Origin of the sequence: Micromonospora sp. WMMA1998 (assembly GCF_027497375.1) — a bacterium.
GTDB lineage: Bacteria > Actinomycetota > Actinomycetes > Mycobacteriales > Micromonosporaceae > Micromonospora > Micromonospora sediminicola.
Genome location: NZ_CP114911.1, coordinates 4192797 through 4205365, shown reverse-complemented (window position 1 = coordinate 4205365; position 12569 = coordinate 4192797). Strand labels below are relative to the sequence as shown.

Below are 12569 nucleotides of genomic sequence, written 5' to 3'. Positions count from 1 at the left end.
GCCGCGACCCCGCCACCTCCCCGAGCTGGAGTCGATGCCCGGTGGCACGGGACCCGGTCGAGTTCTACGGAAGCGGATTCCGTCAGGCGGGGCGCCGGGTCAGGACCCGGGGTCCGGCCTCGGTGATGGCGACCGTGTGCTCGGAGTGGGCGGTGCGGGAGCCGTCGGCCGAGCGGATCGTCCAGCCGTCCTCGTCAAACTTGATCTTGTCGGTGGTGCGGCAGAACCAGGGCTCGATGGCGATGGTGAGGCCGGGGTCGAGCCGCAGGCCGCGGCGGGGGCGGCCGCTGTTGGCCACGTGCGGGGCCTCGTGCATGGTGCGACCGATCCCGTGGCCGCCGAACTCGCCGTTGACGCCGTAGCCGTAGGAGCCGGCGACCTCGCCGATGGCGGCGGAGACGTCACCGAGGCGGCCGCCGGGGCGGGCGGCGGCGATGGCGGCCTCCAGCGCGACCTCGGTGGCCTCGATCAGCGTGAGGTCGGCCGGGTCGGGGGTGCCGACGACGACGGAGAGCGCGGAGTCGGCGACCCAGCCGTCGATGCCGACGGCCATGTCGATGCTGAGCAGGTCGCCGTCGCGCAGGACGTAGTCGTGCGGGAGGCCGTGCAGCACCGCGTCGTTGACCGACAGGCACAGCACGTTGCGGAACGGCCCACGGCCGAACGACGGGGCGTAGTCCCAGTAGCAGGATTCGGCGCCGCGCTCCTTGATCCGCCGCCGGGCGTGGTGTTCGAGGTCCATCAGGTTCACGCCGACGTCGGCGACGGCACCCAGCTCGGCGAGCAGCTCGCCGACGAACTGGCCGGTCACCGCCATCCGGTCGATCTCCTCGACGGACTTCAGCTCGATCACGACAGCCTCCCTCTCCGATGCGGTATTTTTATACCACGCCGGTCCGGCGCCGCCTCCCGGAGGGATATCCTGCTCGCATGGTTCGCCAACCGCTCACCGCCGAACAGATCGCCGCGGGCCAACGCCTCGGGGTCGCGCTCCGGGCCGCGCGCGCCGGGCGCAGCCTGGGCGAGGTGGCGCTGGCGGCCGGCATCTCCCCCGAGACACTGCGCAAGATCGAGGCGGGCCGTCTCCCCGCGCCGGCGTTCGGCACCGTGGTCGGCCTCAGCCAGGCCCTCGGCGTCCCGCTCGCCGAGCTGGCCGACGTCTGGCTGGCCGACATGCCCGTCCGCCAGGCGTCCTGACGGCCGGCGAAATCACGTTGTCGGTCCCGGCACGGGCTGCCACGCTCTGCCCGTGATCGACAAGCCGGACGTCGACGAGCGGTCACTGGCCGCCGAGGTGGGTGCCGCCTGGGCGGTGGACGTCACCGACCTCGTGTTCCTGCCGGTCGGGCTGGACGGGCGCGCCTGGGCGTACCGGGTCGACACCGCCCACGGCCAGCGCCACTTCCTGAAACTGCGGCACGGCGCGTTCACCCGGGCGGCCGTCCTACTGCCGGGCTTCCTCCGCGCGCACGGCCTCCGGCAGGTCGTCGCGCCGATCGACCCGCCCGACGGTGGGGGCGGACGCGAGTTCGGGGACTACCGGCTGCTGCTCTACCCGTTCCACGACGGCGGCAGCCTCTGGAGTCGAGGGCTCACCGACCGGCAGTGGACCGAGTACGGGGAGTTCCTGGGCCGGCTGCACGCGGTCACGCCTAGCGCCGAGGTCGCCGCGGTGCTGCCCGCGGAGACGTACCGGTCGAGCGCGGGTGAGCGGCTGCGGGCCCTCGGCGGGCAGGCCGCGGCGAGCCCCGACCTGGGCGCGTTCTGGGACCGGTACGGCGACGCGCTGCACCGGCTGTCGGCACTGGTCGACGACCTCGCCGCCCGGGTCCACCGGGGTCGACACGTCATCTGTCACGCCGACATCCACCCCGGCAACCTGATCGCCGACGGCGACGGTCCCCTGCATGTCGTGGACTGGGACGGGCCGATCCTCGCGCCCCGCGAACGGGACCTGATGTTCGTCCTCAGCCAGGACTTCGGCGACCACCCGATCGACGCGCGCCGCGCCGACCTCTTCCGCCGCGGCTACGGCCCCTGGGAACCCGACCCGACGACGCTGAGCTACTACCGCGCCGAGCGGCACCTGGACGACGTCGCGGCGTTCCTCGACAGCATCCTCAACTCCGGCGCCGGCCCGGAATCCCGCGCCAACGACCTGCACTGGCTGACCCGCATCGCGGAGACCGTCGCCCACCCCGACTACGCGCCCTGACCCGCGCGGAAAACCGTTGGCGGCCCTCGGCGGCCACTGCTACCGTGCCGGAGGCCGTGCAGCTGACGAGGAGGTGGTACCCGTGAACGTATCGACGTGGGTGCTCCCCTCCGGGGTCACGGTCGGGCGATAGATCGTCCGGGAGCGCCGTTCAGCGCACTCCCGAAAGGCACGACCGTGCGATTCATCTCCGAACGACGCCTCGACGACGGCGTACGCGAGCGCGAGTTCACCCTCGACGAGATCCCCGGCATCCTGTGGACGCCACCGTCGGCATCCGGGCCGACGCCGCTGATCCTGCAGGGCCACCCCGGCGACCTGCGCCGGATGTACCCGCGCCTGGCGGCCCGGGCTCGGCACGCCGCGGCGGCGGGCTACGCCTCGGCCACCCTCGAACTGCCCGGCGCCGGCGACCGGCCCCGTTCCGCCGCCGCCGACCAGGCCCGCGCCGACCTGCGCCGCGCGATCCAGGCCGGCGAGCCGGTCGCCGACGAGATCGTCGAACGGCTCGTCCTCCCCCTGGTTGACCAGGCGGTCCCCGAGTGGCGCGCCGCCCTCGACACGCTCCTCGCGCTGCCCGAGATCGACGGCCCGGTCGGGTACGCGGGCGGCGTGATCGCCATCGGCGTCCGGCTGGCGGTGGTCGAGCCGCGCATCTCGGCCGCCGCGCTGTTCGCCGGGAGTTACGTGCCCCGGATCATGTTCGAGGAGGCGCGGCAGGTCAGCATCCCGCTGCTGGTGCTGCTGCAGTGGGACGACGAGGGGAACCACAGGCAGTTGGCGCTGGACCTGTTCGACGCGTTCGGCTCCGCGGAGAAGACGCTGCACGCCAACATGGGCGGGCACACCGGCGTCCCGCGACACGAGGGGGACGACGGGAACCGGTTCTTCGCCCGACACCTGAGGGCCGCCGGGTGAGGTGAGCGGACCATCGAAGGCTCCGGCCGGGACGCGCGTCCCGGCCGGGGCCCCACCCTGGAGCAGGTACGGCGGCCGTCCCTACCTGTCCTCGCCCAGGTCGTCACTCACCCGGTACGCCAGCTGCTTCGTCTCCCGTCGGTGCTCACGAGCACGCCGTTCGAGGTAGTCGGCGACGTCGTCCGCTCGGGTCCGACGTCCGAGCCAGCGGCTCAGGTTCGACTTCTGCGGCGCGGGAGCCATCACCCAGCTGCCGTCGGTGCAGGTGATGGCGATTCCGAAATAGCCCGGATCACACCGAACCACGGCTGACCATGGAACACGCGTCGTACGCCACGGGCCGCGCAGGACCAGTCCTTCGGCATCCATGCACAGCCGAGGATGGAATATCTGCCGCCACACAAGAAATCCCAGCAAGCCGTACGGCACCGCGATGGCGAGCGCCGACCGCAGGTCGCCGTCGGGCGTGGAAGCCTGGTAGGCGAAGACCGCTACCGCCACAATGGTCATGACGCCCAACAGCAGGCCGGCGAAGACCCTCGTTATGAGACCCAGTCGCCACACGCGCACCTCGTTCATGTCGATCGGCACCTCCGACCTCCATTCATGTGACGCGACAACGCCGAGCGCCGTAGACCCCATGAGCACCCGCAACGACATCATCGACGATCCGCGCGCCAGGCCCAGCCCCGGCCGGGAGGCGTCGTCGTCGCCCGAAACGCGATCTCCGGTCAACGTTCGTGGTCACGGCACTGGCTGACCGGTGGCTCGGACCACGGCACGCATTCCGATCGGCCGGTAAGCCAGAGCACGGTCGACAACCTCGGTGGCCGTCAACTCTGGGGTGATCGTGAAGATCAGCTCGGAGACGGCGGGATAGACGAGGTCCCGATCGAGTCTGTCCAGCCAGTTGTTCAGTTCGGTTTCGTCGGCATAGTCGAGCCGCATGATCCGCTCAACATGAGTCCGCATCGATGGGTTCAGCATCGAGCTGCAGGTCTCCGGACACTCGCCCATTCCGATCGCTGCCCTGACGCCGGCAGTGGGCGGTCACAACCGGGTGCGTCCGGGCTGCCTCGGCAGGGGCATCACCCCGTACCCGGGCGGGGTGGAGCTGAGCCGCTTGGATACGCCGATGATCCGCGAGTGGTGGGCGAGGCTGCTCGGCAACGGCGTCTCGGAGACGATGGCCGCGAAGGCGTACTGACTGCTGCGGGCCGTGCTGATGACGGCGGTGGCCAGTGGCCCGTGGCGGCCGGACGGGCGCTGATGGCCGGTGGAACGTCGAAGACCCTGGCTCGGACTCGCGTCCTGGCCAGGGCCTTCACGTTGGAGCGGGTGACGGGAATCGAACCCGCACTGTCAGCTTGGGAAGCTGATGTTCTGCCATTGAACTACACCCGCAGGCGGCACCACTGTACCTGAGGCCACCACCCCCGTGCACCCAGGCACCCCCGCCCTGCCGCCGCGCCGGAGTGGATCAAGGATGTTGCGTGCCGGCAACATATGGGCGTTCTCAAATCCGTCGATGGGATGTAACGTCTGCTCCACGTTTCCGACCCGGCGTGACACACCCCCTGCCACGCCGTCAGAAAGAGGTGGGCCCATGGGACACCGTCCCAACCTGCTGACCCGGCGTACCGCCGGTGTCGCGACGTCGACCCTGGCGCTGCTGCTCAGCACCGCCGCCGTCGGCGTCGTCCCCGCTGCCTCGGCCTTCTCGGCCGCCCCGGCCGGCGTCTGCGCCGAGCCGGCCGACGCCCACGCCGACGCCCGCGTCGCCAAGGGCGGCCACGCCAAGCTCGACCCGAACCACCTGACCGCCAAGCAGGTGCGCGAGCGCGAGGCCGACCTCGCCGCCGCGCAGCGTGAGCGGGCCAACTTCCGGACCGGCCCGACCGTCGCCCCGCTGGCCTCCGTGACCATCCCGGTCGTGGTGCACGTGATCCAGGAGAACAGCACCCGGGCCGGCGGCAACATCCCGGACTCGCTGATCACCCAGCAGATCAGCGTGCTCAACCAGTCGTACGCGGGCTCGACCGGCGGCGCGGCCACCGCGTTCGCGTTCCAGCTCACGAAGATCAACCGGGTGACGAACCCGTCGTGGTACCCGATCGTGCAGGGCTCCTCGGCCGAGCGCTCGATGAAGACCTCGCTGCGCACGGGCGGCAAGAACACGCTCAACATCTACCTGGGCGAGCTGAGCGACGGCCTGCTCGGCTGGGCGACCTTCCCGAAGCGGAAGCTGGACAGCATGGACGGCGTGGTCGTGCTCAGCGAGTCGCTGCCCGGCGGCACGGCGACCAACTACAACCAGGGTGACACCGGCACCCACGAGGTCGGCCACTGGCTGAACCTCTACCACACCTTCCAGGGCGGCTGCTCCGGCTCGGGTGACAGCGTCTCGGACACCCCGGCCGAGGCGTCGCCGGCGTACGAGTGCCCGACCGGCCGGGACACCTGCTCCACCGCCGGCAAGGACCCGATCACCAACTTCATGGACTACACCTACGACTCCTGCATGTACCAGTTCACCGCCGGCCAGGCGAGCCGCATGCTCACCGCGTGGAACGCCTACCGCGCGGCCTGACCTCACCCGCACCACACGACAGGTGCCGGTCCCGTTCTCGAACGGGGCCGGCACCTGTCGTTCCGGAGGGCGGCTCAGGCGGCCGGGCGGCGGGTGTCGAAGCCGTGCCGGCCGCGCCGGCCGTCCGCGGCGAGCGGGTCACGGCGTGCCGGCGTGGCGCCCCGCGGATCGAGCCAGACCCGCATCTGCGGCCGGCCGGCGCCCGGCTGGGCGACCGGGTCGCGCCGGGTCAGCATCGCCACGTCGACGGTGAACTCGAACAGCCGCCAGTCACCCTGCGGCGCCGCCCGGGCGAACCGGGCCAGTCGGGCCACCGTGGCCGGATCGGTCACCGGACGGGCCCGGCCCGCCACGTAGGCCTCGTCGTCGCTCTCCTCCGGCGGGAAGGAGTGCAGCGCGTAGCGGCCGTCCCGCTCGAGGTCGCGGCGCTTCGGGGAGTCGATGACGAAGCACCAGAGCCCGTCGGCGGTGATCACCGGGGAGACCGGGTGCACCCGGGGGCCGCCGTCGGCGCGGACCGTGGCGAGGTAGCCGAAGCCCGGCCCGTACTGCTGCATCAGGAGGCGGATCTCGTCGGCGAGGCGGGGCTCGTCGGCGGCGAATTCGGACCAGGAAGCCATGCGGACATTCTATCGAACACGTGTACGAAGAAGTAGTGCGACACGCAGGTCACCCGTACCGGTCGCTATGGTGTTCCGATGCTGCTCTCCGACCGCGACCTGGTCTCCGAGATCAAGTCGGGCACGCTCGCGCTGGAGCCCTTCGAGCCCACGCTGGTGCAGCCGTCCAGCATCGACGTACGCCTGGACCGGTTGTTCCGGGTCTTCAACAACCATCTCTACACCCACATCGACCCGTCGGTGCAGCAGGACGACCTGACCTCGATGGTGGAGGTGCCGGAGGGCCAGCCGTTCGTGCTGCACCCGGGCGAGTTCGTGCTCGCCTCCACGCTGGAGGTCATCTCGCTCGGCGACCAGCTCGCCGGGAGACTGGAGGGCAAGTCCAGCCTGGGGCGGCTCGGCCTGCTGACCCACTCCACCGCCGGCTTCATCGACCCGGGCTTCTCCGGCCACGTCACGCTGGAGCTGTCCAACGTGGCGAACCTGCCGATCACGCTCTGGCCGGGGATGAAGATCGGCCAGCTCTGCATCTTCCGGCTCTCCTCGCCGGCCGAGCACCCGTACGGCTCGGCCGTCTACGGATCGCGTTACCAGGGCCAGCGCGGCCCGACGCCGAGCCGGTCCTGGCAGAGCTGGCGCACCTGGCCGACCCGCTGACGCCGAGCGCCGCTTGTTAGAGGTCCTAACTAAATGATGTTGGGCGTAACCGACTGGACGTGAGGGTCGTTTCGTCTGAACGTGAGGAGGGGTGAGCAGCCGCCGTGGATGGTCTCGGATGAGTTGTGGGCCGAGATCGCACCGCTGCTGCCACCCCGCCCTCCGCGGCGGAGTCGGTACCCAGGGCGTAAGCCGCTGGATGACCGCAAGGTGCTGTGCGGGATCTTGTTCGTGCTCTACACCGCGATTCCGTGGGAGTACCTGCCCCAGGAACTCGGGTTCGGGTCGGGGATGACCTGCTGGCGCAGGTTGCGGGACTGGAATGACGCCGGGGTGTGGCAGCGGCTGCATGAGGTGCTGCTGGCCAGACTGCGCGGCGCGGGCCAGTTGGACATGTCCAGGGCGGTGATCGACGGCTCCCACATCCGGGCGCTCAAGGGCGGCCCAAAACCGGTCCGAGCCCGGTCGACCGCCGCAAGCCTGGCTCGAAGCACCACGTCATCACCGACGCCGGCGGAATCCCCCTCGCGGTCACGCTGACCGGCGGCAACCGACACGACTCCACCCAGACCACCGCCCTGCTCGATGCCATCCCCGCGATCGGCGGCAAGCCTGGCCCACCACGGCGGCGCCCCGACCGGCTCTACGCCGATCGGGGCTACGACTACGACAGCCACCGCCAACAAGTGCGCGCCCGCGGCGTCACCCCCGTCATCGCCCGGCGCGGCACACCTCACGGCTCCGGCCTGGGAACCCAACGGTGGGTCGTCGAACGCACCATCGCCTGGCTGCACTGGTTCCGCCGCCTACGCATCCGCTGGGAAATCCGCGACGACATCCACCAGGCATTCCTCAGCCTCGCCTGCTCCCTCATCTGCTGGCGCCAACTCCAACGCACCCAGAGTTAGGAGTTCTTAAGAGGGGCCCCCTCCTATGCAGAATGCGTTAAGAGGGGGCCCTTCCTTACACCTCAGGCGGGGCGGCCGTAGCTGTTGATGTCGCCGTCGTCGACGCGCTTCATGGTGATCGGCTTGCCGGACTGGGAGGCGTGCACCACCCAGCCGTCGCCCACGTACATGCCCACGTGGTGCAGGTCGCCGTAGTAGAAGACCAGGTCACCGGCGCGCAGCTCGGCCCGGCTGACCCGCTTCGTCACGTCGTGCTGCTGGCGGGCGTTGTGCGGCAGCGAGACCCCGGCCTTCGCCCACGCGGCCATGGTCAGGCCGGAGCAGTCGAAGTGGTCCGGGCCGGCCGCCCCCCAGACGTAGATCTTGCCGATCTGGGCGCAGGCGAACTTGACCGCGACCCCGGCGGCGCCGCCGGGGTAGCCGGACGGGCAGGGCGCCGGGCGCAGCGGGCCGCCGCCGCCGTTGCCGTAGACCTTCAGACGTAGCTTCTGCAGCCGGGCGATCTCGCCGTCGATCTGCTTCTTCTTCGCGGCGAGCTGCGCCTCGGTCCGACTCAGGTCGGCGACCATCTGGTCCAGCGGCCGCTTCTTGGCGGCCAGCTCGTCGCGCAGCGCGGCGACGGTACGCACCTGCTCCTGCTGGTGGTGCGCGAAGCGGTCGAGCAGTTCCAGGCCGCTGACCAGGTCGCCCGGCGAGCGACTGCCCAGCAGGGCGTTGACGGTGGAGAGGTTGTCGCCCTTGTACGCGTCGGCGGCGAGCCCGCCGACCTGGCCCAACGCCGCGTCCACCCGCGCCTGGAGCGGGGCGATCTGCCGGCCGAGCGCGTCGGCCTGCTTGCGCCGCACCGCGAGCTGCTCGCGTACGGCGTTGACCTGTTCGATGACCGGTTCGAGCTTGTTCCAGTCGCGGTCGATCTGGGCCTCGATCTCGGCGACCGAGGGTTCGGCGTGGGCCGCCGTGGCGCCGCCGGTCAGGACGACGGCGGTGCCGACCAGGGCGGCGAGGGCGGTGGTGAAGCGGGACCAGCGGGAACGCGGCGCGACGACGTGCCGGTCGACCGACCGGCTCGACGACGGCCGCGGGGCATGGAGTGCCACCGGGCGTCCGTACTCCTTCTTCCTGACCGCCTACCGGGTTAGCTGACGGATTCGGGCGGGAAGGGAGCCGCCCTACCGCAGCGGAGCTGCGGATTCACCCCAGGTACCTGGTTCCCCGGCTCGCCCGTGGGCGACTCGGCGGTGTCGGACCGTCACCGACCGGGTTGGACGGTGAGACTGGCGGCCGACGATTGACCAGAGTAGGAGCCGTCGTTATCGATCCGCAACTCGGGACGCCGTGACACTCCGTACCGAAGCCGGGGATGAAGTTTTCTTTCATCAAGGATTACCTGCTGGAAAGGTATTGACCCTCGCGGGTGTGCGGAGTGAGGGTGGGAACGCAGTGACCCCCATCCCTGTCCAGGAGGTTCGATGCACCTCTCCACCCCACCGTCGGGCGGACGGATACTGCTGGCCGCCGCCGTGGCGACCGCCACCGCGCTGGCCGTCACCGGCCCGGTGACCGCCGCGCCGGAGACGGCCGGACCCGCCACCGACAGGCAGCGGCAGTACGCCGCCGCGGCCACCGAGTACGGCGTGCCGCCGAACGTGCTGCTCGGCGTCTCCTATCTCGAGTCCCGCTGGGACACCCACCCCGGCCAACCCAGCACCAGCGGCGGCTACGGCCCGATGCACCTGACCGACGCCGCGCACGTCCTCGCCACCCCGGGCAGCGCCCACGTCGACGAGGACGAGGACCCGCGCGGCGACGACTCCCGCCCGCTCACCCTCGACCCGGCCACCGCCGCCGCGCCGGCCCGGGAGACCCCGCTGCCCCCCGCCTCGCTGCAGACGATCGACGCCGCCGCGACGCTCACCGGGCTCGACGCGCAGACGCTGCGCACCGACCCGGCGGCGAACATCCGCGGCGGCGCGGCGCTGCTCGCGTCGTACCAGAAGGCCCTGGGCGGGCCGGTCGGCGCCGGCACCGACGCGGCGGCCTGGTACGGCGCGGTCGCCCGCTACTCCGGCGCGGACACCGCCGACGCGGCGGCGGCCTTCGCCGACGAGGTCTACGACCAACTCGGCCAGGGCGCGACCCGGACCACCGACGACGGGCAGCGGGTCACGCTGGCCGCCACCACCGCGCGCCCGGACCGGTCCCGGCTGGCCCGGCTCGGCCTGCGCCACGCGCAGCGGCCGGACGGCGTGGAGTGCCCGGTCCGGCTGGCCTGCGAGTGGATCCCCGCCCCGTACGAGCAGCTCAGCGCCGACCCGGGTGACTACGGCAACCACGACCTGGGCAACCGGCCGAAGCAGCAGAAGATCGAATACATCGTCATCCACGACACCGAGGGCTACTTCGCCCCCAGCGTCGACCTGGTCAAGCGGGCCGACTACCTGGGCTGGCACTACACGCTGCGCTCGGTGGACGGCTACGTCGCCCAGCACATCAAGGCCAAGGACGTGGGCTGGCACGCCGGCAACTGGTACGTCAACGCCAAGTCCATCGGCCTGGAGCACGAGGGCTTCGCCGGCCAGGGCACCTGGTACACCGAGGCGATGTACCGGGCCTCGGCCAAGCTGGTCCGCCACCTCGCGCTGAAGTTCGGCATCCCGCTGGACCGGCAGCACATCATCGGGCACGACAACGTGCCCGGCACCGTCGCCGGCACGGTCAAGGGCATGCACTGGGACCCGGGCCCCTACTGGGACTGGTCGCACTACTTCGACCTGATGAAGGCGCCGTTCCGGAGCACCGGCACGGCCCGCACCGGGCTGGTCACCATCGACCCGGACTTCGCCACCAACCGGCCGGCGTTCGTCGGCTGCAACCAGCAGCCGCCGGGCGTCCCGACGCCCACCCCGCCGGCCGAGACCTGCCCGTCGCGCGGCTCCTCCGCGGTAGTCCTGCGGACCGCGCCGAGCGCGGACGCCCCGCTGGTCAACGACCTCGGGCTGCGCCCGGACGGCACGCCGGACACGATGTACATCTCCGACCACGGCGCCCGGGCCTCCGCCGGCCAGACGTACGCGGTGGCCGGCCGGCAGGGTGACTGGACGGCGATCTGGTACCTCGGCCAGAAGGCGTGGTTCCTCAACCCGGCGTCGGCGCCGACCGCGAAGTGGGCGACCGGCTTCGTGGTGACGCCGCGTCCCGGCCGGGCCACGATCCCGGTGTACGGCCGCGCCTACCCGGAGCAGGCCGCCTACCCGGACACCATCCCGTACCAGACCATCTCGCCGTTGCAGTACACGCTCGCGGCGGGCCAGCGGTACGCGGTCGGCGGCGTGCTGCCCGGCGAGTACTACCGCGCGGTCTCGTTCGACGGCTCGGCCCCGGGTGACCGGACCGTGGTGCGCGGGAAGAACCGCTACGTGCAGGTCCAGTTCGGTCACCGGATCATGTACGTGAACCTCGACGACGTGCTGGTCCTGCCGTCGCCGATCGGCGCGCCGCGGTAACGTCCCACCGACACGAGAAGGCCCCCGGTCCAGCTGGACCGGGGGCCTTTCGGTGGCGCGGACGGGTCAGCTGACCCGGACGAAGCCGGCGAGCGGTTGGGTGCTGATGCTCGACACCTGGACCGGTTTGCCGGTCCGGGGCGCGTGGACCATCACCCCGTTGCCGAGATAGAGCCCGACGTGGTGCAGGTCGCTGCCGAAGAAGACCAGGTCACCGGGTCTGGCCTCGGACCGGGAGACCCGACGGCCCTCGTTCCACTGGGCGCCGGTGAAGTGGGTCAGCGAGATGCCCGCCGCCTTGTAGGCGTACTGGGTCAGGCCGGAGCAGTCGAACGAGTTCGGGCCGGTCGCGCCCCACACGTACGGGTCGCCCACCTGGGCGCACGCCGTCTTGATCGCGGTACGCGCGGCGCTGCTCACCACGCCGTCGATGGCCGGGCAGCCCGCCGGCCGGATCGAGGTCACCGGCAGCATCGCGGTCAGCCGCTTGATTTCCGCGTCGATCTGCTTCTTCTGCGTGGCCAGCTGGGCTTCCTGCTTCAGCTCGGTCTCGATCAGCTGGTCGAGCTTGCGCTTCTCCCGGTTGAACTTGTCGCGGGCCGCGAGCACACCGGCGATCTGCCTGCGCTGGTCGTCGGCGATCCGGTCGAGCATGACGAGCTGCTCGGCGAGCGTGCCCGGCTTGGTGCTCACCAGCAGCGCGCCCATCTCCTGCGACGGGCCCCGCATGTAGTAGCGGGCGGCGATGTCGCCGACCTTGTTCATGGCCAGCGTCGAGGCCAGCTCCAGCGGCACCATCTTGTTCCGCAGGTCGTCGGACTTCTTCTTGTTGACCTTGAGCAGGGAGCGGACCTTGTTGTACTGCTCGATCGTGGGCTCGAGCTTCTCCCACTGCTTGTCGATCTGGGCGTCGATCTCGTCCACCGAGGGCGCCGCGTGCGCCGGGGCCGCCAGCATCCCGGCGCCGACCGCGGCGGCCGCGACCAGTGTGAGGAGACGGCGTACCACCCGGTGGAACCCGGCGGGGCGGCCGGGTGGAGCGCTCGGGGCGTGACGTTCAGGGGGCATGGTTGCCACCGGCACGGACTCCTTTGCAACCGACCGCCGGGCGCCTCGCGAGAGGGAAGGTCGAGGCAGACGACCCACAGCGGTCGGTGC

The 12569-nt window shown here is 71.2% G+C and carries 13 protein-coding genes, 1 tRNA gene and 1 riboswitch; of the genes, 7 read left to right on the top strand and 7 right to left on the bottom strand.

The window, feature by feature from the left end; translation table 11 throughout:
- Window positions 1-82: 82 nt before the first annotated feature.
- Entirely contained in the window at window positions 83-853 is a 771-nt protein-coding gene (map, locus tag O7600_RS19080) for a type I methionyl aminopeptidase (RefSeq protein ID WP_281589217.1), read from the bottom strand.
- A 77-nt stretch (window positions 854-930) separates the two neighbouring features.
- Between map and O7600_RS19075 the strand changes: the two genes are divergently transcribed.
- The 3 genes from O7600_RS19075 (at window position 931) to O7600_RS19065 (ending at window position 3133) form a co-directional block, all read left to right on the top strand.
- Window positions 931-1197 (top strand): helix-turn-helix transcriptional regulator, encoded by a 267-nt coding sequence (locus O7600_RS19075; RefSeq protein WP_281589215.1) that lies wholly within the window; start codon window positions 931-933, stop codon window positions 1195-1197.
- Between the two features lie 52 nt (window positions 1198-1249).
- Window positions 1250-2215 carry an aminoglycoside phosphotransferase family protein gene (locus tag O7600_RS19070; protein WP_281589213.1) on the top strand — a complete coding sequence of 322 codons (966 nt, stop codon included), beginning with the start codon at window positions 1250-1252 and terminating at the stop codon, window positions 2213-2215.
- Between the two features lie 177 nt (window positions 2216-2392).
- Window positions 2393-3133: an alpha/beta hydrolase gene (locus O7600_RS19065; protein ID WP_281589211.1), complete on the top strand. Its 741-nt coding sequence runs from the start codon at window positions 2393-2395 to the stop codon at window positions 3131-3133.
- Window positions 3134-3214: 81 nt separating this feature from the next.
- Here O7600_RS19065 and O7600_RS19060 read toward each other — a convergent pair whose 3' ends face one another.
- From O7600_RS19060 to O7600_RS19050, 3 genes are all read right to left on the bottom strand, one after another.
- The gene (locus tag O7600_RS19060) at window positions 3215-3724 is read right to left on the bottom strand and encodes a PH domain-containing protein (RefSeq protein ID WP_281589209.1); all 510 of its coding nucleotides are present in this window, start codon (window positions 3722-3724) and stop codon (window positions 3215-3217) included.
- A gap of 153 nt (window positions 3725-3877) precedes the next feature.
- Window positions 3878-4081 carry an e9imm peptide gene (locus O7600_RS19055; protein WP_281589207.1) on the bottom strand — a complete coding sequence of 68 codons (204 nt, stop codon included), beginning with the start codon at window positions 4079-4081 and terminating at the stop codon, window positions 3878-3880.
- 382 nt (window positions 4082-4463) lie between these two features.
- Window positions 4464-4537: transfer RNA gene (locus O7600_RS19050), tRNA-Gly, on the bottom strand.
- Window positions 4538-4739: 202 nt separating this feature from the next.
- On the opposite strand from O7600_RS19050, the gene O7600_RS19045 reads away from it, so the two are divergent.
- The gene (locus O7600_RS19045) at window positions 4740-5723 is read left to right on the top strand and encodes a zinc metalloprotease (RefSeq protein WP_281589205.1); all 984 of its coding nucleotides are present in this window, start codon (window positions 4740-4742) and stop codon (window positions 5721-5723) included.
- Between the two features lie 74 nt (window positions 5724-5797).
- On the opposite strand, the gene O7600_RS19040 is transcribed toward O7600_RS19045, so the two are convergent.
- Window positions 5798-6343, bottom strand: coding sequence for a pyridoxamine 5'-phosphate oxidase family protein (locus O7600_RS19040; RefSeq protein ID WP_281589203.1), 546 nt, complete (start codon window positions 6341-6343; stop codon window positions 5798-5800).
- A gap of 78 nt (window positions 6344-6421) precedes the next feature.
- Between O7600_RS19040 and dcd the strand changes: the two genes are divergently transcribed.
- A complete protein-coding gene (dcd, locus tag O7600_RS19035) occupies window positions 6422-7000 on the top strand; it encodes a dCTP deaminase (protein WP_091566035.1) in 579 nt (192 codons plus the stop codon).
- Between the two features lie 108 nt (window positions 7001-7108).
- Window positions 7109-7908 (top strand): IS5 family transposase gene (locus tag O7600_RS19030; RefSeq protein WP_281589200.1). Its coding sequence is split into 2 segments (ribosomal slippage): window positions 7109-7445 and window positions 7445-7908, totalling 801 coding nucleotides; the frame shifts between segments, so codons are not numbered across the junction.
- Window positions 7909-7970: 62 nt separating this feature from the next.
- Here O7600_RS19030 and O7600_RS19025 read toward each other — a convergent pair.
- Entirely contained in the window at window positions 7971-9005 is a 1035-nt protein-coding gene (locus tag O7600_RS19025; protein WP_281589198.1) for an NlpC/P60 family protein, read from the bottom strand.
- A gap of 13 nt (window positions 9006-9018) precedes the next feature.
- Window positions 9019-9156: riboswitch (cyclic di-AMP (ydaO/yuaA leader) on the bottom strand.
- 221 nt (window positions 9157-9377) lie between these two features.
- On the opposite strand from O7600_RS19025, the gene O7600_RS19020 reads away from it, so the two are divergent.
- Window positions 9378-11411 (top strand): N-acetylmuramoyl-L-alanine amidase, encoded by a 2034-nt coding sequence (locus tag O7600_RS19020; RefSeq protein WP_281589196.1) that lies wholly within the window; start codon window positions 9378-9380, stop codon window positions 11409-11411.
- Between the two features lie 66 nt (window positions 11412-11477).
- Here O7600_RS19020 and O7600_RS19015 read toward each other — a convergent pair whose 3' ends face one another.
- Complete coding sequence (locus O7600_RS19015; RefSeq protein ID WP_281589194.1) at window positions 11478-12494, bottom strand: C40 family peptidase; 1017 nt, start codon at window positions 12492-12494, stop codon at window positions 11478-11480.
- Window positions 12495-12569: the final 75 nt, after the last annotated feature.